This is a genomic window from Microbacterium sp. Ld4 (assembly GCF_045066555.1).
Lineage (GTDB): Bacteria > Actinomycetota > Actinomycetes > Actinomycetales > Microbacteriaceae > Microbacterium.
On sequence record NZ_JBISHE010000009.1, the window covers coordinates 169,354 to 195,835 of the forward strand.

The following is a 26,482-nucleotide window of genomic DNA, read 5'->3' on the forward strand; positions in this document are numbered from 1 at the left end:
AGCGCGACGACGCAGGTGTTACGCTCCTCTCGATCGTCGAACGTGACACACGACCCGTCGACGACTTCTCCTGACACCGGATGCCGCTCGGCACACGTCCGGGCCCCGTTCCTCGAAGGACTGCAATGCCGTTCCACAGCTACGACACTCTGCGACGCTGGCTGAGCGAGTTCGCGGACGAGCGGGCAGATGCGAGCTTCGTGAAGGTCGTGCCGCAGGACGGCTCGGACGGATCGGACACCGGGCTGATCACCGTGCCGCTCTTCAACGCGACGACCACCGTCTACATGCAGCCGAACGGCTCTCGGTGGACGACGACGATCGAACCCCAGCCCGACGAGACGATCCTCGGAAGCGACGCGCTTCACGCCCTCGCCGCCGAATTGCACATGACCGGTGACCTCTGCGCCTTCCTCGAACGTAGATCCGCCGACCACTTCGAGCTCCCTCCCGCTCCCTGAGAGTCTGCGTGGAGACGCCACGGTTAGGATGATTCGTCGGATGGCCGTGGCGGCACCCGACTCTGAGAGGAAGGGCGGCCGTGGGTCACCTCATTTACGGCGTTGCGCCGGCCATCAACATCGACGACCGGACGCTCCAGCACCTCCGCGCCATCATCGTGACGAAGCTGCGCCGTAACGAGAGCTTCGTGTTCACCTGGGGCGACGAGCCCGACGTCCACGGGGACGACGCGATGAAAAGCGGCGGCCAGTACGGCAGCGTCTGGATCTCCAGCGCGTCGTCGCTGTACTTCAGCTTCGACGCTCAGCCCGACGGCGACCTCAACAAGCAGTGGCTGCAGCAGCTCGCCGATATCGCCGGCAGTACGACCGGATTGCGGCCTCTCCCGGAGCCGGTCACCGGCGATTCCTCGGAGTCGGCCGAGCGCTGAGCGTACGTCTCGCCTGCGGTCTGCGGGCGAGCGGCGGGGCTGTCAAGGGGGCCGGTGCGGTGACGGTTCGCGCCTATCATCGCAGGATGGACGAGTCGGAAAGCGCTGCGCGGACCGTCGTCACGATCAACGACACCCGCTTCGATCTCCACGGCGACCACCCCGTGGCGCAGCTCAAGCAGCAGATCGAGATGGCTGTGCGCGCCGGTGGCGGCTTCGTGGAGTTCACGAGCGCGAACGGCCACCCGGTGTCGATCCTCATCACGCCGACGAGCGAAGTCCTCATCACGGTCGAGCTCGACGCCCGCCCTCTCCTCGACGAACCGGTCGTCGTCCTCCCGACGTACGGACTGCACCTGGTCGAGGACTTCTAGTCCCGCACCCCGGCGCGTCCTGACCGGCCCGGCACGCCGAAAGGTGCGCCTCTATACGATGGGGCCATGCGCATCCGTCACGATCAGCTCCCGTCGTCGTCGATCTCGCGCACCCCCTAGGCCACACGCGTCATGTCTGTCGTCTACCTCTCGGCACTGCTCATCTCGTTGCTCGGACAGGTCCTCCTCGATCGCCGTTTCGCGCTGTTCTTCTGGCGCTCGCACCGGTCGGCGACGATCGTGATGATCAGCGGCGTCGTGTTCTTCCTGCTCTGGGACCTGTTCGGCATCGGCCTCGGCATCTTCTTCCGTGGGCAGACGCCCTTCATGACCGGCATCCAGATCGCGCCTGAGCTGCCCCTGGAGGAGGTGTTCTTCCTGACGCTGCTCTGTTACGTCACCATGAACGTCTTCGGCTGGTGCACGCGGAAGTCGGAGGCCTGATGTTCGCCTACTCGCTCCTGAACGCCGTCTTCCTTCTGATCGTCGCGGCTCTGGTCGTCGTGGCTCGCATCCGGCGCCCCGACGTCGTGGGAAGCCGCGCGTACGCGGTCGCCTGCGCGGTCACCCTCGGCGTCCTGTTCGTGGACACGCTGATCTTCGACAACATCCTCATCGCGATCGGCATCGTCGACTACGACCCCAGCCGCATCCTCGGGCTCCGCCTCGGGATCGCCCCGATCGAGGACTTCGGCTACTCACTGGCTGCCGGCCTCGGACTCCCCGCGCTCTGGGCGCTCGTGACGCCCCGACCGGATGCCGACGGGCGGCGCTGAGACGCGGTCAGCCTCCGGCGCCGCAGGAGCTGCGCACCGTCAAGGACGGCAGCATCGTGAGGTGCGCCGGCGCGGAGCGCTCACCCGCACTCTCGACGACCCGATCGATCACGATACGCAGCGCGTGGTGCCCGAGATCGCGGCCCGGGGCCGTCACCGCGGTGAGCGGGACGAGCGCGAGCGCAGCGGTGTCGTCGTCGTAGGCCACGACCGCGAGATCCTCGGGAACCCGGATCCCGAGGTCGACCGCCATCTCGACCAGTCGCGCAGCGTGCACGTCCGTGTGCACGAGGACGGCGGTGGTGCGATGCCCGATGCACTCGTCGATGAAGGTGGCCAACGCATCGTCCAGCCCCTCCTCGTCGTCTTTCGGCAGAACGGCCTCCGGCGCGGGGGCGAGCGCGAGGCGCGAGATCGACCGCGCGTGGCCTTCGCGGATGAGGGGCGCGGTCGGCGTGCGGTCGAAGAGCGCCAGCCCCACGCTCTCGTGTCCGAGCGCCGCGAGATGCTCGACGGCGAGCACGGCCCCGCCCGCGTGGTCGGTGCGCGCGCTGTCGTATGGGGCGAGCGTGGTCGATTCGAGCTTCCGCTCGAGGAAGACCACCGGAACCGGGATCGTCTGCACCCAGTCGGTCAGTTCCTGCTCGCTCCGGCCGCGCAGGGTCGGTGCGAGCACGATGCCGTCGACGCCCAGGTCGACGAGTCTCTCGACCTGGCGCCGCTCGAGGTCGTGACGGTACTGCGATGTGGCGAGGATGAGCCGCGTGTGCAGCCGGTGGGAAGCGGCATCCATCCCGTGCACGATCACCGGGAAGTGACCCACCGAGCTGGGCACGACCACACCGATCCTCGTGCGAGCGGACTGGGGCGCGGAGGGTGAGGCGACCGATATCGCCCCGCCGTGGACACGCACCAGCCGGCCCGTCCGTTCGAGTTCGAGGATGTCGCGCCGGATAGTGACCTGCGCGACGCCGAGCTCTTCGGCGACCTCTGCCGCGCTGACGCCGCCGTGCAGCTCGACCTGCCGGAGCAGGTGCTCGTGCCGGGTGCGGGCGAGCCGGCTCTGCGCTGCCATCGTGCTCCTTCGCATCGTCTGGTGGGCCGGTGATCCGAGAATGTCGCAACGTGATCGATTTTGTCCGAACATTACCGTGACTACCGGAGCGTACTGCAGGATCGGACCGTGATGTCGATGCACGAGAGTCCCTCTTCCGTCTTCGATGGCGGACGTGCGTCGTGGGAGCAACTCGCGGATCGCCTGATCCACGGCGCGTCACGGCATGCGTCCTCGACGGGCGCGCTCGTGCACCTTCCCGGGGTGTCGAGTGCGTCGGGCCGGTGGAGTGACGGCATGGAGGGCTTCGCCCGCACCTTCCTGCTCGCCGCCCTCCGGGTGCGCGGCGCCGGCGGCCACGATCCACAGGGCCTGCTCGACCGGTTTCGGAGGGGGCTGCTGGCAGGGGTCGACCCTGCAGGTGCGGAGCGGTGGCCCACGATCGCCGAGCGCCGCCAGGCGGTCGTCGAAGCGGCATCCGTCGCCATCGCACTCGCAGAGACCCGGCCGTGGCTGTGGGACCTGCTCGAGCCGCGCGAGCAGGCCCGCGTCGTGGCGTGGCTCGCGGGCGTCGTCGGCACGACCGGGTACACGAACAACTGGATCTGGTTCCAGAACGTCATCGAGGCGTTCCTCGCGCAGGTCGGCGGACCGTGGCGGCAGGACGACCTCGATCGCAACGCCGAGATCGAGGAGCGCCTGTACGTGGGCGACGGCTGGTACTCCGACGGCGCGGCGCCGGGCGGCGTTCGGCAGAGTTTCGACTACTACGCCGGGTGGGCCTGGCACGTCTACCCGCTGTTCCACTCGCGCATCACGGGCGCGCCGCTGCCGGCGCGGCACCGCGAGCGGCTCGGGGTGTTCGCCGAGCAGGCCGTGGACCTCATCGGCTCCCGTGGCGCTCCGCTCCTGCAGGGCCGTTCCCTGACCTACCGCTTCGCGATGCTCGCACCGTTCTGGTCGGCGGCGATCGCCGGTGTCAGCCCGCTCCCCACCGGGGCCACCCGCGAACTGGGTGCGGCCGTGGTTTCGCACTTCCTGGATGCCGGGGCCGTCGACGACCGCGACCTGCTCCCGATCGGATGGCACCGGGAGTTCCTGCGCATCCGACAGGTCTACACGAGCGGCTCCTCCCCCTATTGGGCGAGCAAGGGCTTCCTCGGTCTGCTGCTGCCGGGCGACCACCCCGAGTGGACCGCGCCGGCCACCGCACCGGTGCGTGACGCGATCACCGTCCGGGCGCTGCCCGCGCCGGGCTGGATCGTCGTGAACACCGCCGCGGACGGCATCGTGCGTGTGCTCAATCACGGATCAGACGGATTCCGCGGGCCTGCGGGAGCGGCGCGCACCGACAACGCGTTCTATCAGCGGACCGCGTACTCGAACGCGACATCTCCCGAGTTGTCGCCTTCGGCGATCGCGCAGCCCCTCGACTCGCACGTCGCCCTGCTCGACCGCACGGGGGCACCCTCGCATCGCGACACGATCGAGCGGCTCCTCCTCACCGACACGGTGGCCGTCTCACGGTCGCGGGTGCACTGGTTCGACACGGACGACGCGGATGCCGCCACCTCCACGTCGCTTCGGCGGGGACCCGTCGTCACGGTCGCCTCGGTCGTGCGGGGCGCGAGCGAACTGCGTCTCGCCTGGTGGACGCCTCCGGAGGATCCGTCGCGCCCGACGGCCGCCGTCGCGGCGGACGAAGTATGGCCGAACGACCCCGGGCCGTGGCGCTTCCGGATAGGCGGATGGCCGCTCCCGTTCTCGAGCCACCTCGACGCTGTAAACGACGGCATGGCGAGCCGCCCCGACGGACTGCTCACCGCAGTCGTGCCGGTGCGCGGTCTGAGTCCCGCTCGCACCACCGTCCGATCGGGCTCGAACCCCTTCGCCGAGCACTCCGTCACCCCGTGGACGGCGCAGACAGACCCTGCCGGCCCGGGTGAACTCGTCGCCGCGCTCGTCGCGCTGTCGGGAACAGCATCCGATGCGGACGGTTCCCTCGTGGCGGGACTCGACGTCGGCGACGAGGACGTGCGTGTGCGGTGGCGCGATGGAACGGTCGACCTCGTCCCCACCCGAGGCGAGGTTCGCTCATGAGGGCACCCCACGCAGCCGTCGCCCTCGGCGAACAGCGTTTGGTCGGCCACCTGTTCGACGAGGCCGGTCTCGCCCGGCTCCACACCCTCGTCGAGTGGGACGGCCGCGTGATGACGCCCGCCGGCCCCGGTGCCGCGCCTACAGCCGGAGCGGCGGAGATCCTCATCACCGGGTGGGGCGCGCCCAGACTCGACGCGGCGATGCTCGCCGCGTGGCCGAACCTCCGCGCCGTGTTCCATGCCGCGGGCTCTGTGAAGGGCGTCGTCTCCCCCGCACTGTGGCAGCGCGGCATCCGCGTGTCGAGCAGTGCCGCCGCCAACGCGATCCCGGTCGCCGAGTACACGTTGGCGATGATCCTCCTCAGCGCGAAGGGGGCGCTGGAGTCTGCGGAGACGTTCCGTCGCACGCAGGACATGGCCGCCGCTCATCCGCGCGGCAGTGTCGGCGCCTACCGGATCACGGTCGGGATCGTGGGAGCTTCCCGCATCGGCCGACGGGTTCTCGAGCTTCTCCGCCCCTTCGACATCGCCGCGGTCCTCTACGACCCGTCCCTCACGGCCGCGGAGGCCGAAGCGCTCGGCGCGACGCTCCTCCCCCTCGACGACCTCATCGTCGCATCCGACATCGTGAGCCTGCACGCTCCGTCGCTGCCGGTCACCCACCGCATGATCGGCGCACCGCAGTTGGCGAGGATGCGGACGGGGTCGACCCTGATCAACACGGCGCGCGGAGACCTCGTGGACACCGACGCGCTGCTGGCCGAGCTCCACGCCGGCCGGATGAACGCCGTTCTCGACGTCACCGATCCGGAGCCGCTGCCGGCGGGCCACCCGCTCTTCCGCGCACCCGGGGTGACCCTCACCCCGCACATCGCAGGATCTGTCGGGAACGAGTTGCGACGCATGGGACGGCAGACCGTCGACGAGATCGAACGGTTCCTCACGCTCGGTAGCCTCGAGTTCGAGGTGCACCACCGAGACCTCGCAACGATCGCCTGACGAAAGGACGCCGCATGCGTGCGTTGATCGCGAGCGGAACGGGCCGGTACGCCGACCCGTGGCATCCGTTCCCCCAGACCACGCCGCTGATCGCGGAGGTCCTTGACGGCGCCGGGTTCGACGTCACGGTGTCCGACCACGTCGACGACGCCATGCGCTCCCTCTCCGACGTCGACCTGCTCGTCGTCAACGCCGGCGACCCCTGGCGTGCCGAGGGCGGCGAGGCGTCCGCTCCGTCCGCCTCGATCGACGGGTTCGCCGAGGCGCTCGGCCGCGGGCTCGGAGTGCTCGCGTTCCACTGCGCCGTCGCCTCGCTCCGCGACTATCCCGAGTGGGCCCCCGCGGTGGGCGGCATGTGGGTTCCGGGTCTGTCGTTCCACCCGCCCTTCGGCCTGGTCGACGTCACCGGTCTCGCTGTTCCCGGCGGCAAGGTCATCGGCGACTTCACCGTCGAAGACGAGCGCTATTGCCGCATCCAGCGGATCGGACGGAGCCAGACGGTTGCGCAGTTCGAGGGGCCGGATGCCACGGAGCCGGCGGCCTGGGTGCGCGAGGCCGGGGCCTCGCGCGTCGCCGTCGACGTCCTGGGGCACGACGAGCGCTCGTACGCCTCACCGGGTCATCGGCGCCTGATCGGCCAGCTCGCGCGGTGGACGGTCGGCGCAGACGACTGAGGGACGGCAGCACGGCCCTCGCCGGCTACCGCCCCTCGGTCGATGTCGTCTCCGGTCAGCCCAGCGCCTCGGCCTCGGCCCACCACTGCTCGACGAACTCGTCGACGGTGATCGTCCCGAACATCAGGTCCTCATTCAACCGGACCCACGTCAACTCCAGCGAGGCGAACGACCCAGGCAACGTGGGAGTGCTCACCGTCTCGTAGCCCTCGAGCGACGCTCGGTAGTCGAGCGACTTGGCCTCGAGCGACCCCTCCGGGAAGTCGAGAGCGCTCAGCTGAGCGGGATCGGTCGGGATGCCCCGCGATGTGCCGAAGATCTTCGAGACCTCCGGGTCGGTGGCGAGGAAGTCGAGCAGCAGCGCCGTCTCCGCGGGGTGCTCGGTGTTCGCCGACCCGGCCATGTGGAGCACGGTGTAGAAGATGGCCTTCTCGCCGTCCGGGCCCGTCGGGACGGGAAGGGTCTCAAGATCTTCGACATCGGCGTAGCGGGCGAAGAAGCTGTCCCACGTCAGCGTGCTCGCAGCCTCTCCCACCGCGAAGCCGTCCGCGGGCGCGAGCTCGGTGGCCCGCTGATGCGGGAAGAAGGCGCCCGACTCGCGCAGCTCCGTCGTCAGGTCGAGGAACTCGGCCACGTCGTCCTTGGCGAAGGCGATGGATCCGTCCTCCCCGAAAGGCTGCTCGCCCTGCTGGAGGAGCCACTGGATGAAGAACCACATCGTGAGGCCGTGGTCGAACCCCCCGTAGACGGGCTTGCCTTCGGCGGTGGTCACCTCGGCGGCAGTGACGTCCGTGATCCACTCGTTGAGGTCTTCCCAGGTGTAATCGGGGTCGAGAGGCTCGACTCCGGACGCCTCGACCAGGGCCGGGTCGACGAACAGCCCCAGCGTCCCCGTTCCGACCGGGACACCGTACTGCACGTCGTTGACGGTGGCGGCATCGATCACGACGTCGTCCATCTCCGACGTGTCGAGCTGCTCGCCGAAGTAGGGCGAGAGATCGAGCAGCGCGCCGTTGAGGCCGTACTCGACGAGGTTCGCCTGGTCGAACTGCATGACGTCCGGCAGGTTTCGCGCGGCCGCCTGCGTGGAGCGGGAGTCCCAGTACGACGAGAAGTCACCGAACGTGCCGTTGACGGTGATGTCGGGGTACGTGTCCTCGAAGAGTGCGATCGCCTCCTCGTACATCGCCGCGCGGGCATCATTGCCCCACCAGGCCAGATCGAGAGTGACCGGCCCCGAGCCGGCATCCTCGCTCCCCGGATTCGCGCAGCCGGAGAGCGTTCCGATCGCGAGCGCGCCGGCGCCCACGATGCCGAGAAGACGTGCGGTGTGCTTCATTGCAGTGATCCTCCATGGTCTCGTGCCGCCCTGCGCCGGAGCGGACGCCCCCTCACGGATGCGAGTCCTGGGCACCTTCGCCACGCCGGTCGTTCAGCGACGTCCGCAACGGTAATTGCGCCGGCGCATCCTTGTGGACAAATGGACAAATGTGATCATGCGACCTCGCGCGGAACAGTGAATGAACCGTGACTCTCAAGGACCGCGAAGGACAGCTCCGTGGGCGAGCCATGCGCCAGTGCCCCCATCCCCCCTGCGGTTCTCCGCGAAGACCGCGGCATCGACATCGCCGCCCGCTGCTCTTCGCGACGCTCCGTGTCCTACCGATCGAGTGCACACGGCGAGCTGGACGCTCACGATGGCCAGGCACCCAGAGTCGCGGTGCGGCGCTCTGCACCAAACCCTAAACGGCTGGGGCAACACTCGCTGCGATCAAGGGTCGATGATCATTCATTGGGACATCCTGAGCAACGCGCAAGCGAGTAAGACGAGGTCCTCTCATCAACAGGAAGTACTGACTGGTGAGACGTTCACGCCGATACCGACACGTGGACGTAGACAGGTCCACGTCATTTGAGAAGCCGGGCTCGTGCCCGGCGCCACCGGGGGTCAACATGCGACGTCTCTCCCAGGCTCACCGTCTCGTTGCGGCGACAGCCATACCGACCGCCCTTCTTCTGACAGCCTGCGCACCCGCAGCCAACACGGGCGAGCGCGCTGAAGAACTGTCAGACATGTCCGTCGAACTCCCCAACTGGGGCGTCATCTGCCTAGACGCGCCAGATGTCAGGAATACCGACGAACTAGTGCCATGGTCCGACATCGTGGCGAGTGGTGAGATCGTCTCCTTTGCAAACGGAGAGGTCCGTCATGAAACCGGAGGCTCGACGCTTCCTGTCATCGCCCACATAGATCATGTCGCTATACACGAGGGGTCGCTGCCGGAGACCAGCGACGGTTCCCTCTATGTCGCCCTGGTAGCACCTGCTGGCGCCCAAGCTGTGGCGGAATCGATACCCATCGGCACGGAAGTGCTGGTGTATGGCGTCGTTCAGAACGCGCCGGACGATGCAGATCAATCACCTGTGATGAAGGGCATGCCCACCGACCAACCCCTATACGGAGTGGTTCATCCCGCTGGCCTTGTCTTCGAGCTCAAGACCAGGGGGGAAGAGCCCGCACTTGCGTGGCCGATGTACGGGAGCGTCGTGGAGGGCGGGACGATCGAGGACGCACTTCCGGGTGAGCCAGTCCCGGACGAGGTTGACGAGAGCGGCATACACGAAGATGGCTCAGGCAACTAAAACTCGATGTCGAATCGGACGGCACAACAGGTTCAGCCGAGGTATTCATCCGAGTAGGCCGGTCCGATTCAGTCGGATTCGGGCCTCAGGATCACGCCTACTACGCCTGCGTCGAGATCGAACTGGATCTGCAGAGCAGGAACGCGGATCGGGTGCGCGCCGCTGCCTGACGCACTCACCTCGCTAGCGGAGCCGCTCCCCGACGAGTACGCCCGCACCGATGAACGCTGGCCCTGACGCCATTGGGGTTCGCACAACGTAGCGCGGGGTGATGCTCCGCCCCCACCGCGCTAGCGTCGGCGTATGGGTGGCGGTCGGGCGAAAAAGTACCGGCAGGCTCAGCGCGCATTGCCACTTCGCCTGCTCGTCGCGGACGCCGTGGAGCGTTCGACGAACGCGGTGGTGCGAGTGACCCCGGCGGCAGTTCGAATGCCCGGATTGCAGATGAAGGTTCTTGCTCAGAAAACGAAAAACCCCCGACTAGCGGGGGTTTTATCGTGGACCTGAGGGGACTCGAACCCCTGACCCCCTGCATGCCATGCAGGTGCGCTACCAGCTGCGCCACAGGCCCTCTGTCGCCGCTCGCGGCAACTCATCCAGCTTACTATACGAGCGGCGATGGTCCGAACCAGGGCGTCAATCGCGCGGGGCGGGCTCCGGAAGGTCGACGGAGATGAGGGGGCAGTCCTTCCACAAACGCTCGAGACCGTAGAAGGTCCGCTCCTCCTCGTGGAACACATGCACCACCAGATCGCCGAAGTCGAGCAGGATCCAGCGGGACTCCTGACGACCCTCGCGGCGGAGGCGCTTCTGACCCGCCTCGAGCATCTGGTCTTCGATCTCGTCGGCGATCGCGGCGACGTTGCGCTCGCTGTTCCCGGTCACGAGGAGGAAGGCGTCGACGAGCGGAAGCGGCTCCGACACGTCGAAGGCGACGAAATCAGCGCCGCCCTTGCTATCGGCCGCGGCCGCGGCGATCTGCACGAGTTCGTGCGTTCGTTCAGTGGCAACCATCAGAAGACTCCATTCACAACGGCGAGGATCAGAACCGTCGCAAGCGCGAGGCCGAGCGCACCGGCGGTGATCGCCAGCGTCATCATCAGCCGGCTCCCCCGCTCAGGCGCCGGAGGGCGGATGATCTCGTCCGCACTCTTTATCGTGCTGATCGCCGCACTGGCGGCGATCGGCGTGGGCGACGACGCAGCGGGAAGCTCGCCGTCGATGAGGGCGGCATCGAGGTCTTTGCCGTCCTGGGCTCCGGGCACGGTGCCCGTGGAGCCGTAGTTGTCGGGCAGCGCGTAGCTGCCGGTGATGAGGAGCTCGCCCGTTCCCATGATGGGCACGGAGAGCGACCCGGTGTCGGGGGTCTGCGAGAGGATCAACGCGTTCGGCGCAGACGACGATCCGCCACCCCGGGTGAGGAGCTGGTCGAAGGACGGCGGCAGCTCGATCTGCCCCGGCTCGGCGGTGAGCAGTTGCGCGCCGAGTTCCGACGAGACGACGGGCGCGTTCTCGACGTCGCGCTCGGCCTCGGGCTCCTCGAGCTCGCGATCGAGCCCACCGGGCGCGTCGGTCAGGTCCGGCTCATGATCGGCGTCGTCGGATTCGGATTCATCGTCGGTGCCGGCAGCGTCGGCGCTCGCGGCATCCTCATCATGGTGGGGCTCGTCGGAGATCTCGTCGGTCGCGCCGGCGGGAGTGACGACGTCGTCGTTCTCGTCGATCTGGACGTACTCGGGCTCGCTCTCCGCGGACTCATCGGGCGTGTCCGCGGCCTCCGACTCGGTGAGGATCTCGCCCTCGGCGGTCTCCGGCTCGGGTTCGACGACAGCAGCCTCGACGGGGTCAGGATCGACGGCGTCCCCCTCCGCGGCATCGTCCCGCGCGGCGGCGGCGTCGCCTGCGGGAATGACGCCGATCGATGCCGTCCGCAGCTTGGCGAGGTGGCGGGCCTGCCGCCGGGTGACCGGGGTCGAATCGAGGTCGATGTCGGCGTCGAGCAGGACCTCGGGCGCCTGCGAAACGCTGTCGTCTTGCGAGTGGGAGAGGCGCTCTCCCCCGAGCTCGTGTGCGACGTCGACGTCGTGACCCTCGTCGATCGTCGCCTCGGGGGCCTCGACCGCCGCGGCGGCGTCGGACTCGGCACTCGCCGCGGCGGCATCCCGTGCTTCTTCCGGGGTGATCACGGGGTTCGACGCCGTGTCCCGCAGCTCACGGAGCTGGCGGCGCGTCAGCGGCGGGTTGCTCGGACCATCTGGGGTGCTCATGCTGTGCTCCGATACAGGTGGTGCTTCGCAATGTATTGAACGACGCCGTCAGGGACGAGGTACCACACCGGGTGTCCGAGGCTCACACGGTTCCGGCAGTCCGTCGATGAGATCGACAGGGCCGGGATCTCGAGCTTGCTCACATCGTCCGAGGGGAGGCCGTCGGTGCTGAGAGTATGTCCGGGACGCGATACTGCGACGAAGTGCGCGAGCTCCCAGAGCTCTTCGACGTTGCGCCAGCCGAGGATCTGGGCGACCGCATCGGCGCCGGTGATGAAGAACAGATCGGCGTCGGGACGCAGTTCCTTGAGATCGCGCAGGGTGTCGATCGTGTAGGTCGCACCGCTTCGATCGATGTCGACCCTGCTGACGGTGAACATCGGGTTGGATGCCGTCGCGATCACCGTCATGAGATAGCGATGCTCCGCCGGTGAGACGCCCGGCTTGTGGCGGGCTTCGCCGGTGGGGACGAAGATGACCTCGTCGAGGCCGAACGACTGGGCGACCTCACTCGCCGCGACCAGGTGACCGTGGTGAATGGGATCGAACGTACCGCCCATCACCCCGATCCGAGGGGCGCGTGTGGATGCCATCGTCGGCATCCTCAGTGGTGGCCGTGGCCCGCCTGCGGAACAGGATTCTTCTTCGCGTACGCCTCCGCCTTGTGGGAGTGGCGGTTGGCGACGTTGCGGTAGGACAGGGTGACGAGTCCGAGGGAGAGGAAGATGACGAACGCGAGGATGCCGAAGCCGAAGGTTTCTGCCATGGGGTTGCCATGGTGCTCGCCCTCAGCGGCGGCGAGGGCGATGATCGTCGCGAAAGTCATTCAGGCTCCTAGAAAAGTATGGGGTGCAGGACCAGTTTAGGTGGTCATCCGCGGATCTGCCCGCTCCCACGGGCGAGCCACTTGACCGTGGTCAACTCGGGAAGGCCCATGGGACCCCGCGCGTGCAGTTTCTGCGTCGAAATGCCGACCTCGGCGCCGAAACCGAACTCGCCGCCGTCGGTGAAGCGGGTCGATGCGTTGACCATGACGACGGCCGAATCGACTTCGGCAAGGAATCGCTCCGCCCGGTCGTCGTCGCGGGTGATGATCGACTCGGTGTGGTGGGTCGAGTAGGTGCGGATGTGCTCCAGCGCGGAGTCGAGGTCGTCGACGATGCGGAGCGAGATGTCGAGGCTCTGGTACTCGGTCGACCAGTCCTCCTCCGTCGCAGGCACGATGCCCGCGACCATCCGGGCCACGTCAGCGTCGCCGTGCACGGTGACGCCCCGCTCCTGGAGCGCGGCAGTGATCGGGGGGATCAGGCGCTCGGCTGCGTCGCGCAGTACCAGCACGGTCTCGACCGCGTTGCACACGCTGGGGCGCTGCACCTTCGCGTTGACGACGATGTCGGTCGCCCAGTCGAGGGGCGCCGAAGAGTCGAGGACGATGTGCACGACACCGGCACCGGTCTCGATGACCGGCACCGAGGATTCGCGCACGACGGTGTCGATGAGCGCCGCACTGCCCCTCGGCACGAGGACGTCGACGAGGCCGCGTGCCTGCATGAGCTCGCGCGCCCCGTCACGCCCGAAATCGTCGACGCTCTGCAGTGCGCGGGAGTCGACCCCCGCAGCATCCATCGCTCGCTGCATCACCGCGAGCAGCGTCGCGTTGGTCGACTGGGCCGCACTCCCGCCCCGCAGGACCACGGCATTGCCCGAACGCAGCGCCAGCGAGGCGATGTCGACGGTGACGTTCGGGCGCGCTTCGTAAATCGACCCGATCACGCCGAAGGGCACCGACACCTTCTGGAGCCGGAGCCCGTTGGCGAGGACGCGCTCGTCGAGCACGCGACCGACAGGATCGGGCAACGCGGCGACGTCTCGTACCGCCGACGCCAGCGCGTGGACCCGCGGCTGATCGAGACGCAGGCGATCGAGCAGCCCGTCGGTGAGGCCGTCGGATGCCCCGCGACTCAGATCTTCGGCATTCGCGGCGACGATGGCGGGCGCGTCGGCGTTGATCGCGTCGGCGATCATCTCGAGGAGACGCGCCTTTTCAGCATCCGTCAGCAGGCCGACGGCGCGGGATGCCTCGCGCGCCGACTCCATGCGCTCACGCGCACCGACGAGGGTGGTGGTCATCGCTCCAGTGTAGGACCGCGACGCACCGCGCCGACGGCGGTCAGTCGTTCTCGAGCCTGATCGGCGATGTCCCGGGAAGCACGTCGGGCTGCGGGTTCGGTGCGAACCAGGTTCCGATGTCATCGCCGCGGAGCGCGTCGAACACGCGGTCGGCGCTTGTGACCAGGACGCCGACTCCCGCCGCGGTAGCGAGCCGTGCCGCCGACACCTTGGTCGCTGCCCCGCCGGTGCCGACGCTGTTCACGACCACGGATCCGAACTGGTATCCCGAGAGGTCGTCACCGTAGGCCACGTCGTGGATCGGCCGCGCCCCGGGCTCATCAGGCGGGCGCGTGTAGAGGCTCTCGATGTCGCTGAGCAGCACGAGGGCGTCGGCGCCGATCAACTGCGCCACCAGGGCGGCCAGTCGGTCGTTGTCGCCGAAGCGGATCTCGTGCGTGGCGACCGTGTCGTTCTCGTTGACGATCGGGAGGATCCGCAGACCCAGCAGACGGTCCATCGCTCGTCGAGCGTTCGACCGGTGCGTGGGATTGTCGAGGTCGCCCGCGGTCAGCAGCACCTGGCCGGCGACGATCGCATACGACCGCAGCGCCTCCTGGTAGCGGTAGATCAGGACGTTCTGCCCGACCGCCGCCGCGGCCTGCTGGGTGGCCAGGTCGCTGGGACGCGAGTCGAGGAGCAGGAAGGGCATCCCCGTCGCGATCGCCCCGGACGAGACCAGGACGACCTCGGTTCCCCGGGCGTGAGCCTCGGCGAGGGCCTCGACGATGGGCTGGATCTTCTCCGCGTTCTCGCCACTGATCGACGACGAGCCGACCTTGACCACGAGCCGACGTGCGCCGGCGATACCGGTACGATCCTGCACGCTCACTGGTCGCCCTCGTCCTCCCAGACGTCGTTCTTCGACGCGAGACGCTCCGACTCGAGCTCGGCGCGAGCCTCCGCCTTCGCGTCCATCCGCTCGTGGTAGCGCTCGCGGCGCTGCGACGTCGTCCGACGCGGGTTCAGGTCGAGACGCGGATCAGTGCCACGCGGAGCCGTCATCAGCTCGGCGGCAGACGTCAGCGACGGGTGCCAGTCGAAGATGATGCCGTCGCCGGGGCCGATGACGACCGTGGAGCCGGCTTCGGCACCCTCGCGGAACAGTGCGGTCTCGATGCCGAGCTTCTCGAGGCGGTCGGCGAGGAAGCCGACGGCCTCCTCGTTCTGGAAGTCCGTCTGCTGCACCCAGCGCACCGGCTTGTCGCCGAGGATGCGGTAGATGTTGCCGTACGTGCCGCCCTCGACGCGGATCTCGAACTCCTTCTGCGACCCGTGGGGGCGGATGACGACCCGCTCGGGAACGGGAGCGGCGGCAACCTCGGCGCGGTGCTTCTCGACGACCTCGCCCAGCGCGAAGGTCAGCGCGCGGAGTCCGTCACGGCTCACGGTGGAGATGTCGAAGACACGGTAACCGCGCGACTCGAGCTCAGGGCGCACGAGGTCGGCCAGCTCTTTGGCTTCGGGCACATCGAGCTTGTTCAGCGCGATCAGCTGCGGACGCTCGAGGAGCGGGATCTGGCCCTCCGGAACGGGGTACGCGGCCAGCTCGGCGAGAATCACGTCGAGGTCGGTCAGCGGGTCGCGTCCCGGCTCGAGCGTCGCACAATCGAGGACGTGCACGAGGGCCGTGCACCGCTCGACGTGGCGGAGGAACTCGAGGCCGAGGCCCTTGCCCTCGCTCGCGCCTTCGATGAGTCCGGGGACATCCGCGACGGTGAACCGTGCCTCGCCGGCCTGGACGACACCGAGGTTCGGGTGGAGCGTGGTGAAGGGGTAGTCGGCGATCTTCGGGCGCGCAGCGGAGATCGCTGCCACGAGGCTCGACTTGCCTGCCGACGGGAACCCCACGAGCGCGACGTCGGCGACCGTCTTCAGCTCGAGGTGGACGTCGCCCTGCCACCCGGGGGTCCCGAGGAGAGCGAATCCCGGCGCCTTGCGCTTGGGGTTGGAGAGAGCAGCGTTGCCGAGTCCGCCCTGACCACCCGGAGCGACGACGAACCGCATGCCCGGCGTGAGCATGTCGACGACGACGTCGCCGTCATCGTCCTTCACGACCGTGCCGACAGGCACGGGAAGCTCGAGCGACTCCCCCGCGGCACCGGAGCGGTGATCTCCCATGCCGAACCCGCCGTTGCCCGCGGAGCGGTGCGGCGAATGGTGGTACGAGAGGAGTGTGGTCACGTTGGGGTCGGCGATCAGGACGACATCGCCACCGTGGCCGCCGTTTCCGCCGTCGGGACCGGCGAGCGGCTTGAACTTCTCTCGGCGCACCGAGACGCAGCCATTGCCGCCTTTACCCGCACTCACATGCAGTGTCACACGATCTACGAACGACACCATGCGGGGCCTCCTATCAGGGAAAACAGGTGAGGGGGCGGACCGTAGCCCACCCCCTCACCCAGGAAAACTGTGTGTCAGTCGACGAGCGACACGATGTTGACGACCTTGCGGCCGCCCTTCTTGCCGAACTCGACCGCGCCTGCCTCGAGGGCGAACAGCGTGTCGTCGCCACCACGGCCGACATTCGCGCCGGGGTGGAAGTGGGTGCCGCGCTGACGGACGATGATCTCGCCGGCGAGGACCTTCTGACCGCCGAAGCGCTTCACGCCGAGGCGCTGTGCGTTGGAGTCACGACCGTTACGGGTGGAGCTTGCGCCCTTTTTGTGTGCCATCTCTCGTGCCTCCTGGCTTACTTGATGCCGGTGATCTTGACGCGCGTGAGGTCCTGACGGTGCCCCTGGCGCTTCTTGTAACCGGTCTTGTTCTTGAACTTCTGAATGATGATCTTGGGACCGCGCTCTTCGCCGACGACCTCGGCGGTGACCGTGACCTTGGCCAGCTTGTCGGCATCCGTCGTCACGGCGTCGCCGTCGACGAAGAGGACAGCGGGGAGCTGGATCTTGTCGCCGATCTGAGCCTTCTGACGGTCGAGGACCACGATGGTGCCAACTTCGACCTTTTCCTGACGGCCACCGGCGCGCACAACTGCGTAAACCACTTCACACCTTGTTTCTTCTGTGGAGCGCACGGCTCCGTTTGTCCTGGGAGACTGGGAAGTCTTTGGTGCGGAAGCGAGGCTCTCGGTCGCCGTAGGCCTGCGACACGTGACGCACCAAGGAGCCAGATTACCCGATCCTGGCACCAAGGGCAAAAGCACTCACCCGCGAGTCGCCCGTATGATCGGCGGATGGCCATCCTCGTCGACACCGCGATGTGGCCGGCGCACGGAAGACTCTGGGCTCACCTCGTCTCGGACACCGATCTGAGTGAGCTCCACGCCTTCGCTGCAGCACACGGTATCCCGCCCCGCGCCTTCGACCGCGACCACTACGACGTCCCCGCCGACGCCATCGCAGACCTCGTCCGCGGAGGCGCCGAGGCGGTGAGCGCGAACGAACTCGTCCGCCGCCTCATCGCCTCGGGCCTGCGAGTCACCGCCCGCGAGCGCCGCGGGCGGTGAACGTCACGATTCGTCGGGGGTCGTCGAGACCGGCGTGCCCGTGAGCGCGGCGGTGGTCACCCGGCGCCGCGCGCGCCCCTGACCGGGCGCCTTCGGCTCGGGAAGGGCTTCGAGCACCGAGTCGAGGAGACGGTCGGCGTCGGTGCGCGGGGCAGCATCCGAGCGCTTCTTGCGGGGACGCTTCGCGCGTTCCGGACGCTCGGTGCGCTCGACGGCCACAGCGACATCGGGCTCGGCCGGCGCCGGCTCCTCGTGCGGCTGGATGGTCGACGCGGCGATCTGGGCGAGCGCGGACTTGACGCCCTCGGTGATCACATGGGTCGCACCCGGTGCCACCGGTGCGCTGGTTCCGGCGTTCTGGTTCTGGGTGCTGTTGCCCTGGCGCGACCGGCGGTTGCTGCTGCTGCCGCCTCCGTTGGAGCTGCCACTCGAACGGTGCTTGACGACGGGGTCATGGTGCACGACGACACCACGTCCGGCGCAGACCTCGCAGGCTTCGCTGAACGTCTCGAGCAGCCCGAGACCGAGCTTCTTCCGCGTCATCTGCACGAGACCGAGCGAGGTGACCTCGGCGACCTGGTGCTTCGTGCGGTCACGGCTCAGGCACTCGACGAGGCGCCGCAGCACGAGGTCGCGGTTCGATTCGAGCACCATGTCGATGAAGTCGACGACGATGATGCCGCCGATGTCGCGCAGGCGCAGCTGGCGGACGATCTCCTCCGCCGCTTCGAGGTTGTTCTTGGTGACCGTCTCCTCGAGGTTTCCGCCGTTACCGACGAACTTGCCGGTGTTGACGTCGACGACCGTCATGGCCTCGGTGCGATCGATCACGAGCGATCCGCCTGAGGGCAGCCAGACCTTGCGGTCGAGGGCCTTCTCGATCTGCTCCGTCACCCGGAACTCGTCGAACGGGTCGGAATCGCTGCTGTACTTCTCGATGCGCTCGAGCAGGTCGGGCGCGACGCCGGTCAGGTACGAGGTGATCGTCTCGTACGCCTCTTCGCCCTGGATGAGCATCTTCGTGAAGTCCTCGTTGAAGACGTCGCGGACGATCTTCACGAGCAGGTCGGGCTCCGAGTGCAGGAGCGCGGGGGCCTGGCCGTTCGACGACTGGGTGCTGATGTGCTCCCACTGCGCCGTCAGACGCTGCACGTCACGCGTGAGCTGCTCCTCGGTCGCGCCTTCGGCTGCCGTGCGGACGATCACGCCTGACGACTCGGGCAGGACCTCCTTGAGGATCTTCTTCAGGCGAGCGCGCTCCGTGTCGGGAAGCTTGCGGGAGATGCCGTTCATCGCGCCGCCGGGCACGTAGACCAGGTAGCGGCCAGGCAGGGAGATCTGGCTCGTCAGGCGCGCGCCCTTGTGGCCGACCGGGTCCTTCGTGACCTGGACGAGTACGCGGTCGCCCGACTTGAGGGCGAGCTCGATGCGTCGTGGCTGGTTACCGGTCTCGACGGCATCCCAGTCGACCTCACCGGAGTACAGGACGGCGTTGCGTCCGCGGCCGATGTCGACGAAGGCCGCCTCCATGCTGGGGAGGACGTTCTGCACGCGGCCGAGGTAGACGTTGCCGATGAGCGACGCATCCTGGTTGCGGGCGACATAGTGCTCGACGAGGACCTTGTCCTCGAGCACCGCGATCTGGATGCGGCCGTTCTTCGAGCGCACGATCATGTCGCGGTCGACCGATTCGCGGCGAGCGAGGAACTCCGCTTCGGTCACGACCGTGCGTCGCCGGCCGGCCTCGCGACCGTCGCGACGACGCTGCTTCTTCGCCTCGAGGCGCGTGGAGCCCTTGATGCGCTGCGGCTCGGTGATGACCTCCACCGCGCGCCGGCGCGGCGGCGCGGGCTCGTCTGTGGAGTCCGCGGCACCGCCACCACGGCGGCGGTTGCGACGACGGGCGCTCGACGACGATTCGGATGCCGCGTCGTCGCGGTCGTCACGGTCCCGCTCATCGCGGTCGTCACGGTCGTCTCCCGGACGCGACGGCAGGGCCACGACCTCGGGAGCGTAGAAGTGAAGGGCGGTCGACACCGACGACACGAACTCTTCGGGCAGGAGGCCCAGGCTGACCGCCGTGGGGATGCCGGGTTCGACTGACACGGGTTCCGCGAGGGCCTGGTCGCCCGACGCGGCATCCGGCGCCTCGGCGGGAGCTGCCGTCGGGGACGCCGTCGACTCGCCTTCGGCGGTATCTGCGGGTCCGTCCTGTGTGACCGGCGCTTCGGGCTCGGTCGACGCATCTGCCGGCGCGTTCGGCTCGGCTGGCACCTCGGGCACTGCCGGCACCTCGGGCGCTGCCGGCACCTCGGGCGCTGCCGGCACCTCGGGCGCTGCCGGCACCTCGCGAGCGGCCGGGGCTTCCGACTCAGCTGGAGCGTCGATCTGGTCGACCTCGGGCTCGGTGGGAGCGACCTTCTCGTCGACGGCGCTCGTGGACTGAGGGGACTCGACGGAGTCCGACGGAGCGGCCTCCGTCGACAGGGGCTCCCTCAGGGCCGCGTCGCTTCGTTCGATGCCTGCTGATTCGGTGTTCTCATCGGCCGTCACTGGCTTACTCCTAGCCGACGGCTCCGCGTGCCGTCCGGCGAAAATCTGGCGGCGCCGCTCCGTATACGGAGGAGCCGCGAACTCACTCGGTCTGCAGCCGATCCCCGCACTCCATGCGGGGTGACGCTGCGCGGGCGGTCATCGCCCGAAGTCTTCTCGTGACATCCGGGCGGCGCGGCCGCGGGGACATCAACGCCCATTATCCCACTAACCGCGCTCAAACCGTGACGCGTCTCCACAATATGCACGGCGAGCGGCTCAGCAGAACCAACAAGAGGGGTGCGAGAATCGGCCGCATGACTGTCGGCACGCGCACATCCCGCCCCACCGCTCTCGCCATCTGGCTGATCGTCGCGGGTGTGGTCGGGTGGTTCGCTGCCTTCCAGCTCACGGTCGAGCGGTTCAAGCTGCTGGCCGATCCGAATGCGACGGCCGCCTGCGACATCAGCCTGCTCGTCCAGTGCGGTGCGAACCTCACCTCCGACCAAGGGTCGGTGTTCGGCTTCCCCAATCCGATCCTGGGGCTCACGGGCTGGATGGCGCCGGTCGTGGTCGGCGCGGCCCTGCTCGCGGGGGCGCGCTTCGCTCGATGGTTCTGGCTCCTGTTCGGAGCCGGCGTGACCGCCGCCCTCGTCTTCGTGATCTGGCTCATCACACAGAGCATCTTCGTCCTCGGCACGCTGTGCCCGTGGTGCATGGTCACGTGGACGGTCACGGTCCCGACGTTCTTCGCGGTGATGGTGCATCTGCTGAGGATCGGCGCGCTGCCCGCGCCGAGGAAGGTGCGCACCGCCGCCGCCGGGCTCATGGCGTGGGTGCCCCTCATCTCGATCGTGGCCCTCGCCGTCGTCGCCCTCATCGCCCAGCTCAAACTGAACTGGATCGCAGAGTTCTGAGCACCGACGACGACGCGCCCGCACCCCTCTCGGGGCCGGGCGCGTCGTCATGCAGATCTGGTCAGTCGAACCAGATCGCGAGCTCGCGCGACGCGGACTCGGGGCTGTCGCTCCCGTGAACGAGGTTCTGCTGCACGGCGACGCCCCAGTCACGCCCGAAGTCGCCGCGGATCGTCCCGGGCGCGGCGGTGGTCGGGTCGGTGGTCCCGGCGAGGGAGCGGAATCCCTCGATCACGCGATTGCCCGCGAGACGGATCGCAACCGACGGCCCCGACATCATGAAGTCGAGGAGCGGCTCGTAGAAGGGCTTGCCGGCATGCTCGGCGTAGTGCTCCTCGAGACGAGCGCGGTCGGGCTCGACGAGGCGCAGATCGACCAGCGAATAGCCCTTCGCTTCGATGCGGGCGAGGATCGCGCCGGTCAGGCCGCGAGCCACTCCGTCGGGCTTGACGAGGACGAGGGTCTGTTCGGTGGCCATGTCAGTCTCCGTTCGTTGCCGCCTGCGCGGCGAGGGCAGCGTTGCGCTCATCGAGAGCGCCGCCCTTGATCGTCGCATACACGTACATTCCGCCGAAAACCACGGCGGCGATCAGGAGGGCGGGAACCAGGAACGCGGCCAGCGCGAGCACACCCTGGAGAACGGCCCCCAGCACGACCGCCCAGCCGTGACGGAGCAGACCCGACGTCAGGATGAGGATGATCGCGAACGCCGCTCCCCCGACGATGCCCCACCAGTCGGCGATGCCGTCCGGCAGAACGCGCAGCCCGTAGACGACGAGGCCGCCGAGGAACGCCACCAGGGATTCCGAGATCAGGATGACGGAGAGCAGCGACTCGCGCGCCCCCCGATGCCGGCGAATCCGCGGACTCATGACTCGTACCCCGACTTCCATTCCTCGGCCGCGGCCAGCGCGAGCGCCTCGCCGGCGAGCACGACGCTGCCGGCGATGACGACGGCCCGGCGGTCGGATTCGGCCGCCCACGCGCGCGCGGCCTCAGCCGCCTGCCCGAGGTCGCGGTGCACGGTCACCGATGCGCCGATCTCCTCGACGAGATCGGCGATCGCGTCGGGTTCGGCGGCGCGGTCCGACTCGGGAGCGGTCGCGAACACCTGAGCGGCGGCCGGCACGAGGGTCTCGACGATCCCCCCGATGTCTTTGTCGCCGAGCGCTCCCAGCACGAGTCCCCATTCGTCGAAGTCGAAGGAGTCGGCGAGGGCCGTGACCAGAGCTCGTGCGCCGTGGGGGTTATGGGCGCTGTCGACGAGGACGGTGGGCGCGATCCCGACGAGCTGCAGTCGCCCGGGCGACGTGGCGCCCGCAAGACCGTCCGCCAGCACATCGGCGGCGAGCGTGCGGCTCGCTCCGCCGATGAGCGACTCGACGGCGGCGATGGCGAGGGCGGCGTTGTGGCCCTGGTGCGCGCCGTAGAGCGGGAGATAGAGCTCCTCGTAGGTTCCAGCGAGTCCGCGCACCGTGATGAGCTGCCCGCCGACGGCGAGCTTCTGGTCGAGAAGACCGAACTGCTCTCCCTCGATCGCGAGGCTCGCCTCGCGGCGCCGCGCCGCGGTGACGAGCACGGCGGCCGCGGCGGCATCCTGCTCCGCAGAGACGACGGCGGCGGACTGCTTGATGATGCCCGACTTGACCGTCGCGATCTCGGCGATCGTGTTCCCGAGCCGATCCGCGTGGTCGATGTCGATCGGCGCGAAGACCGCCACGTCGCCGTCGGCCGTGTTCGTCGAATCCCAGGCCCCGCCCATCCCGACCTCGATGACCGCGACGTCGACCGGCGCGTCGGCGAAAGCCACGAACGCGAGCACCGTCAGCAACTCGAAGAAGGTCAGCGGCGCGTCACCGTTGCCCTCGAGCTCGGCGTCGACGAGCGCGACGAGCGGCGCGATCTCGTCCCACGCATCGGCGATGCTGCCGTCGGCGATCGGTTCGCCGTCGATCATCACGCGCTCGGTGAACCGCTCGAGGTGCGGGCTCGTGAACAGGCCCGTACGGAGCCCGTGAGCCCGGATGATCGACTCGGCGATCCGGCTGGTCGACGTCTTGCCGTTCGTGCCGGTGACGTGCACCACACGGTACGTGCGCTGCGGGTCGTCGAGCATCTCGAGCAGCCGCTGGGTGCGTTCGACCCGCGGCTGCACCCACTGCTCGCCCTGCCGCTCGAGAAGCGCCGAGTAGACGGCATCCGCTCGTTGACGATCGTTCATGAGGTCGCTCCGATCCGGCGGACGCCGACCGTGAAGTCGCCGGCGTTCGCGTAGGTTCCCGCGGTGACGGATGCCGTGTGCTCGGGCGTCGAGCGCAGGGCTTCGCCGAGCAGGGTGGTTCCCGACGCCGTGGCGACGAGCGCCGCGGCCGACAGGGTCTCCCCCGCGACATCGGCCACGGCGAAGGCGGATGCCACGGCCTGCGCGTCCGCGTCGAGCTCGAACGTCAGCTGCAGCGCGATGCGGTCGCTGACGTCGAACCCGGCGGCCTTGCGGGCGTCCTGGACGGCGCGGATGATGTCGCGCGCCAGGCCCTCCGCCTCGAGCTCCGGGGTCGTGGTGGTGTCGAGCAGCACGAAGCCTCCGGCGGGCAGGAGCGCGATGGCCGTCCCTTCCGCGACGCCACCGGCCTCGAGGGTGAGGTCGTACTCCCCCGGCTCGAGGGCGATCCCGTCGACGACGACGACACCGTCCTGCTCGCTCCACAGGCCCGCACGGGCGCCGGCGATGACGTGCTGCACCTGCTTGCCGAGCCGCGGACCGGCCGCTCGCGCGTTGACCGCGAGACGCTGGCTGATGCCGTATTGCTCGGCGAGGCCGTCGGTGAGCTCGATGACCGACACCTGCTTGACGTTGAGCTCATCGCGCACGATGTCCTCGAACTGCGCGAGCGAGTCGGCCGCCGCGACGGCGACGGTGAGAGACGCGAGCGGGAGCCGCACGCGCTTGCCCTCCTTCTTGCGGAGGGCGTTCGCCACCGAGGACACCTCGCGGACGGTGTCCATGGCCTGCCGGAGGTCGGTCACCGGCGCGAAGACGTCCGCGTCGGGCCAATACTCGAGGTGCACGCTCCGGCCGCCGGTGAGGCCCTGCCACACGCGCTCGGAGACGAGCGGAAGCAGCGGCGCGGCCACCCGGGTGAGGGTCTCGAGCACGGTGTAGAGCGTGTCGAAGGCCTCCGTGGACGCCGGATCCGCGGCATCCACTCCGACCCAGAAGCGGTCGCGCGAGCGACGGATGTACCAGTTCGTCAACGCCTCGGCGAAGTCGCGGAGCTTGGCCGACGCCGTGGTCGAGTCGAGTGCCTCGAGGTCGGCGGCGACGCCCCTGACGAGGTCGCCGGTCAGGGCGAGGATGTGACGGTCGAGAACGTGGGTCGAGTCGGTGCGCCATGTCGCCTCGTAGCCGGCGCCCTCCTGCCCGCCCGCCGCGTTCGCGTAGGTCGTGAAGAAATACCACGCGTTCCACAACGGCAGGAGGAACTCGCGCACGCCGGCGCGGATGCCCTCCTCGGTGACGACGAGGTTGCCGCCGCGGAGGACGGGCGAGCTCATGAGGAACCAGCGCATGGCATCGGATCCGTCGCGGTCGAACACCTCGCTGACATCGGGGTAGTTCTTGAGCGACTTCGACATCTTCTGGCCGTCGCTGCCGAGGACGATGCCGTGGCTGATGACGTTCTCGAAGGCCGGACGGTCGAAGAGCGCACCCGAGAGCACGTGCATCACGTAGAACCAGCCACGGGTCTGTCCGATGTACTCGACGATGAAGTCCGCCGGCGCGTGCTCATCGAACCAGTCGCGGTTCTCGAAGGGGTAGTGCACCTGGGCGTACGGCATCGAACCCGAGTCGAACCAGACGTCGAACACGTCCTCGATGCGGCGCATGGTCGACGCGCCCGTGGGGTCGTCGGGGTTCGGGCGGGTGAGCTCGTCGATGAAGGGACGGTGGAGGTCGACCTCGCCGTCGTCGTTGACCGGGAGCCGGCCGAAGTCGCGCTCGATGTCGGCGAGCGAGCCGTAGACGTCGATGCGGGGGTGCTCGGGGTCGTCGCTCTTCCACACCGGGATGGGCGACCCCCAGAAGCGGTTGCGGCTGATCGACCAGTCGCGCGCTCCTTCGAGCCACTTGCCGAACTGGCCGTGCTTGACGTTCTCGGGCGCCCACGTGATCTGCTCGTTGAGCTCGACGAGGCGGTCCTTGATCGACGTGACGCGCACGAACCAGCTCGACACGGCCTTGTAGATCAGGGGGTTCCGGCACCGCCAGCAGTGCGGATACGAGTGCTCGTAGCTCGCCTCGCGGAGGAGTCGCCCCTCGCCCTTCAGCAGGCGGATCAGCGGACGGTTGGCGTCCAGCCACAGCTCACCGGCGACATCGGTGACGGCGGAGAGGAACCGGCCGCCGTCGTCGAGGCTCATGATGAGCGGGATGCCGGCGGCCGCCGTCACGCGCTGGTCATCCTCACCGTAGGCCGGTGCCTGGTGGACGATGCCGGTGCCGTCGGTAGTGGTGACGTAGTCGTCGACGAGGATTCGCCAGGCGTTCTCGGTGCCCCAGGTCTCCGTGTCGACGTAGTAGTCGAACAGCCGGTCGTACGACACGTCGGCGAGCTCGGCGCCCATCACGGTGCGCTCGACGGCATCCCGCGCCTCGTCCGCCGAGGCATAGCCGAGATCCTTCGCGTAGCCCGCGAGGAGGTCGGCGGCGAGGAGGTACCGGTGCGACTGGCCCTCCAGGGCGTCCTCGTGCACGTCGGCTGCACCCGCCGGACCTCCGGGGAGGACCGCGTAGGTGATCTCGGGGCCGACGGCGAGCGCCAGGTTGGTGGGGAGCGTCCACGGGGTCGTCGTCCACGCGAGAGCGCGGACCGCGGTCAGGCCGAGGGCCTCCGCCTTGGCGCCCACGAGCGGGAACGTGACCGTCACCGACGGGTCCTGCCGCATCTTGTAGACGTCGTCGTCCATGCGCAGCTCGTGGTTCGACAGGGGGGTCTCGTCGCGCCAGCAGTACGGCAGCACGCGATAGCCCTCGTAGGCGAGGCCCTTCTCGTGCAGTTCCTTGAACGCCCAGAGGACCGATTCCATGTATCCGGTGTCGAGCGTCTTGTAGCCGCGCTCGAAATCGACCCATCGCGCCTGACGCGTGACGTAGTCCTCCCAGTCGCGCGTGTACTGCAGCACCGAGGAGCGCGCCTTCGCGTTGAACGCGGCGATGCCCATCTCCTCGATCTCGCTCTTCTCGGTGATGCCCAGCTGCTTCATCGCTTCGAGCTCGGCAGGCAGGCCGTGGGTGTCCCACCCGAAGACGCGGTCGACCTTCTTGCCGCGCATGGTCTGGAAGCGCGGGAAGACATCCTTCGCGTAGCCCGTGAGGAGGTGGCCGTAGTGCGGCAGGCCGTTCGCGAACGGGGGTCCGTCGTAGAAGACCCACTCCTCAGCGCCCTCTCGCTGGGCGATCGAGGCGCGGAAGGTGTCATCGTGCTTCCAGAACGCGAGGATGTCGCGCTCCACGTCGGGGAAGCGAGGGCTCGGCACGACGGGCGTGGCAGCGTCGGCGGCGGGGCCGAAGGATGAGGTCCGGGGGTAGGTCATGTCGCTCCTGCAGGTAGATTCTGCGAGG

27 protein-coding genes and 1 tRNA gene are annotated in these 26,482 nt (G+C 68.6%); 11 read left to right on the forward strand and 17 right to left on the reverse strand.

The features are described from left to right. The first annotated feature begins 125 nt into the window (after positions 1-125). The 5 genes from ACJJV7_RS04845 (at position 126) to ACJJV7_RS04865 (ending at position 2,042) form a co-directional block, all read left to right on the forward strand. Positions 126-461 (forward strand): hypothetical protein, encoded by a 336-nt coding sequence (locus ACJJV7_RS04845; protein ID WP_405372806.1) that lies wholly within the window; start codon positions 126-128, stop codon positions 459-461. A gap of 80 nt (positions 462-541) precedes the next feature. Further along, positions 542-892 carry a hypothetical protein gene (locus ACJJV7_RS04850; protein WP_405372805.1) on the forward strand — a complete coding sequence of 117 codons (351 nt, stop codon included), beginning with the start codon at positions 542-544 and terminating at the stop codon, positions 890-892. An 86-nt stretch (positions 893-978) separates the two neighbouring features. Then, positions 979-1,266, forward strand: a complete 288-nt coding sequence (locus tag ACJJV7_RS04855) for a hypothetical protein (RefSeq protein WP_405372804.1) — start codon at positions 979-981, stop codon at positions 1,264-1,266. 132 nt (positions 1,267-1,398) lie between these two features. Further along, complete coding sequence (locus ACJJV7_RS04860; RefSeq protein WP_405372803.1) at positions 1,399-1,710, forward strand: lycopene cyclase domain-containing protein; 312 nt, start codon at positions 1,399-1,401, stop codon at positions 1,708-1,710. After that, on the forward strand, positions 1,710-2,042 hold the full coding sequence (locus tag ACJJV7_RS04865) for a lycopene cyclase domain-containing protein (protein ID WP_405372802.1): 333 nt from the start codon (positions 1,710-1,712) through the stop codon (positions 2,040-2,042). Before ACJJV7_RS04860 ends, ACJJV7_RS04865 begins: the two co-directional genes overlap by 1 nt. Before the next feature lie 7 nt (positions 2,043-2,049). Here the strand turns inward: ACJJV7_RS04865 and ACJJV7_RS04870 are convergent, their stop codons facing one another. Further along, entirely contained in the window at positions 2,050-3,117 is a 1,068-nt protein-coding gene (locus ACJJV7_RS04870; RefSeq protein ID WP_405372801.1) for a substrate-binding domain-containing protein, read from the reverse strand. A 117-nt stretch (positions 3,118-3,234) separates the two neighbouring features. On the opposite strand from ACJJV7_RS04870, the gene ACJJV7_RS04875 reads away from it, so the two are divergent. The 3 genes from ACJJV7_RS04875 to ACJJV7_RS04885 are packed head-to-tail and all read left to right on the forward strand — an operon-like array spanning position 3,235 to position 6,868. Next, positions 3,235-5,196 carry a DUF2264 domain-containing protein gene (locus tag ACJJV7_RS04875; RefSeq protein WP_405372800.1) on the forward strand — a complete coding sequence of 654 codons (1,962 nt, stop codon included), beginning with the start codon at positions 3,235-3,237 and terminating at the stop codon, positions 5,194-5,196. Then, complete coding sequence (locus ACJJV7_RS04880; protein ID WP_405372799.1) at positions 5,193-6,194, forward strand: hydroxyacid dehydrogenase; 1,002 nt, start codon at positions 5,193-5,195, stop codon at positions 6,192-6,194. Before ACJJV7_RS04875 ends, ACJJV7_RS04880 begins: the two co-directional genes overlap by 4 nt. A 14-nt stretch (positions 6,195-6,208) precedes the next feature. Next, positions 6,209-6,868: a ThuA domain-containing protein gene (locus tag ACJJV7_RS04885; protein ID WP_405372798.1), complete on the forward strand. Its 660-nt coding sequence runs from the start codon at positions 6,209-6,211 to the stop codon at positions 6,866-6,868. Positions 6,869-6,923: 55 nt separating this feature from the next. On the opposite strand, the gene ACJJV7_RS04890 is transcribed toward ACJJV7_RS04885, so the two are convergent. Continuing rightward, positions 6,924-8,207, reverse strand: coding sequence for an ABC transporter substrate-binding protein (locus ACJJV7_RS04890; RefSeq protein ID WP_405372797.1), 1,284 nt, complete (start codon positions 8,205-8,207; stop codon positions 6,924-6,926). Positions 8,208-8,941: 734 nt separating this feature from the next. On the opposite strand from ACJJV7_RS04890, the gene ACJJV7_RS04895 reads away from it, so the two are divergent. After that, complete coding sequence (locus tag ACJJV7_RS04895) at positions 8,942-9,511, forward strand: hypothetical protein (RefSeq protein WP_405372796.1); 570 nt, start codon at positions 8,942-8,944, stop codon at positions 9,509-9,511. A gap of 498 nt (positions 9,512-10,009) precedes the next feature. Here the strand turns inward: ACJJV7_RS04895 and ACJJV7_RS04900 are convergent. The 10 genes from ACJJV7_RS04900 to rplU all read right to left on the reverse strand — a co-directional run bounded on the left by ACJJV7_RS04900 (position 10,010) and on the right by rplU (position 16,948). Next, positions 10,010-10,082: transfer RNA gene (locus ACJJV7_RS04900), tRNA-Ala, on the reverse strand. A gap of 65 nt (positions 10,083-10,147) precedes the next feature. Next, positions 10,148-10,525 (reverse strand): ribosome silencing factor, encoded by a 378-nt coding sequence (gene rsfS / locus ACJJV7_RS04905; protein WP_405372795.1) that lies wholly within the window; start codon positions 10,523-10,525, stop codon positions 10,148-10,150. After that, on the reverse strand, positions 10,525-11,778 hold the full coding sequence (locus ACJJV7_RS04910; protein WP_405372794.1) for a hypothetical protein: 1,254 nt from the start codon (positions 11,776-11,778) through the stop codon (positions 10,525-10,527). Before ACJJV7_RS04910 ends, rsfS begins: the two co-directional genes overlap by 1 nt. Continuing rightward, positions 11,775-12,371 carry a nicotinate-nucleotide adenylyltransferase gene (gene nadD, locus ACJJV7_RS04915; protein WP_405372793.1) on the reverse strand — a complete coding sequence of 199 codons (597 nt, stop codon included), beginning with the start codon at positions 12,369-12,371 and terminating at the stop codon, positions 11,775-11,777. The genes ACJJV7_RS04910 and nadD overlap by 4 nt, the downstream gene beginning before the upstream one ends. Before the next feature lie 11 nt (positions 12,372-12,382). Continuing rightward, positions 12,383-12,604 (reverse strand): hypothetical protein, encoded by a 222-nt coding sequence (locus tag ACJJV7_RS04920; protein ID WP_405372792.1) that lies wholly within the window; start codon positions 12,602-12,604, stop codon positions 12,383-12,385. A gap of 44 nt (positions 12,605-12,648) precedes the next feature. Then, the gene (locus ACJJV7_RS04925) at positions 12,649-13,908 is read right to left on the reverse strand and encodes a glutamate-5-semialdehyde dehydrogenase (RefSeq protein WP_405372791.1); all 1,260 of its coding nucleotides are present in this window, start codon (positions 13,906-13,908) and stop codon (positions 12,649-12,651) included. A 40-nt stretch (positions 13,909-13,948) separates the two neighbouring features. After that, positions 13,949-14,779: a glutamate 5-kinase gene (proB, locus tag ACJJV7_RS04930; protein ID WP_405372790.1), complete on the reverse strand. Its 831-nt coding sequence runs from the start codon at positions 14,777-14,779 to the stop codon at positions 13,949-13,951. After that, positions 14,776-16,290, reverse strand: a complete 1,515-nt coding sequence (gene obgE, locus ACJJV7_RS04935; protein ID WP_405372789.1) for a GTPase ObgE — start codon at positions 16,288-16,290, stop codon at positions 14,776-14,778. The genes proB and obgE overlap by 4 nt, the downstream gene beginning before the upstream one ends. A 74-nt stretch (positions 16,291-16,364) precedes the next feature. Next, positions 16,365-16,622 (reverse strand): 50S ribosomal protein L27, encoded by a 258-nt coding sequence (gene rpmA, locus ACJJV7_RS04940; RefSeq protein ID WP_405372788.1) that lies wholly within the window; start codon positions 16,620-16,622, stop codon positions 16,365-16,367. Positions 16,623-16,639: 17 nt separating this feature from the next. After that, complete coding sequence (rplU, locus tag ACJJV7_RS04945; protein WP_405372787.1) at positions 16,640-16,948, reverse strand: 50S ribosomal protein L21; 309 nt, start codon at positions 16,946-16,948, stop codon at positions 16,640-16,642. 189 nt (positions 16,949-17,137) lie between these two features. Between rplU and ACJJV7_RS04950 the strand changes: the two genes are divergently transcribed. After that, positions 17,138-17,410, forward strand: a complete 273-nt coding sequence (locus ACJJV7_RS04950; RefSeq protein ID WP_405372786.1) for a DUF4031 domain-containing protein — start codon at positions 17,138-17,140, stop codon at positions 17,408-17,410. 3 nt (positions 17,411-17,413) lie between these two features. Here ACJJV7_RS04950 and ACJJV7_RS04955 read toward each other — a convergent pair whose 3' ends face one another. Then, the gene (locus ACJJV7_RS04955; RefSeq protein ID WP_405372785.1) at positions 17,414-19,963 is read right to left on the reverse strand and encodes an Rne/Rng family ribonuclease; all 2,550 of its coding nucleotides are present in this window, start codon (positions 19,961-19,963) and stop codon (positions 17,414-17,416) included. A gap of 296 nt (positions 19,964-20,259) precedes the next feature. Between ACJJV7_RS04955 and ACJJV7_RS04960 the strand changes: the two genes are divergently transcribed. Then, positions 20,260-20,859, forward strand: a complete 600-nt coding sequence (locus ACJJV7_RS04960; RefSeq protein ID WP_405372784.1) for a vitamin K epoxide reductase family protein — start codon at positions 20,260-20,262, stop codon at positions 20,857-20,859. A gap of 61 nt (positions 20,860-20,920) precedes the next feature. Here the strand turns inward: ACJJV7_RS04960 and ndk are convergent, their stop codons facing one another. Genes ndk through ileS form a run of 4 tightly spaced genes read right to left on the reverse strand, consistent with a single transcriptional unit; the run spans position 20,921 to position 26,454 of the window. Continuing rightward, a complete protein-coding gene (ndk, locus tag ACJJV7_RS04965; RefSeq protein ID WP_405372783.1) occupies positions 20,921-21,337 on the reverse strand; it encodes a nucleoside-diphosphate kinase in 417 nt (138 codons plus the stop codon). Position 21,338: 1 nt separating this feature from the next. Beyond that, positions 21,339-21,731 (reverse strand): DUF4233 domain-containing protein, encoded by a 393-nt coding sequence (locus ACJJV7_RS04970; RefSeq protein ID WP_405372782.1) that lies wholly within the window; start codon positions 21,729-21,731, stop codon positions 21,339-21,341. Then, the gene (locus tag ACJJV7_RS04975) at positions 21,728-23,080 is read right to left on the reverse strand and encodes a bifunctional folylpolyglutamate synthase/dihydrofolate synthase (RefSeq protein ID WP_405372781.1); all 1,353 of its coding nucleotides are present in this window, start codon (positions 23,078-23,080) and stop codon (positions 21,728-21,730) included. Before ACJJV7_RS04975 ends, ACJJV7_RS04970 begins: the two co-directional genes overlap by 4 nt. After that, a complete protein-coding gene (ileS, locus tag ACJJV7_RS04980; protein ID WP_405372780.1) occupies positions 23,077-26,454 on the reverse strand; it encodes an isoleucine--tRNA ligase in 3,378 nt (1,125 codons plus the stop codon). The genes ACJJV7_RS04975 and ileS overlap by 4 nt, the downstream gene beginning before the upstream one ends. Positions 26,455-26,482 lie beyond the last annotated feature (28 nt).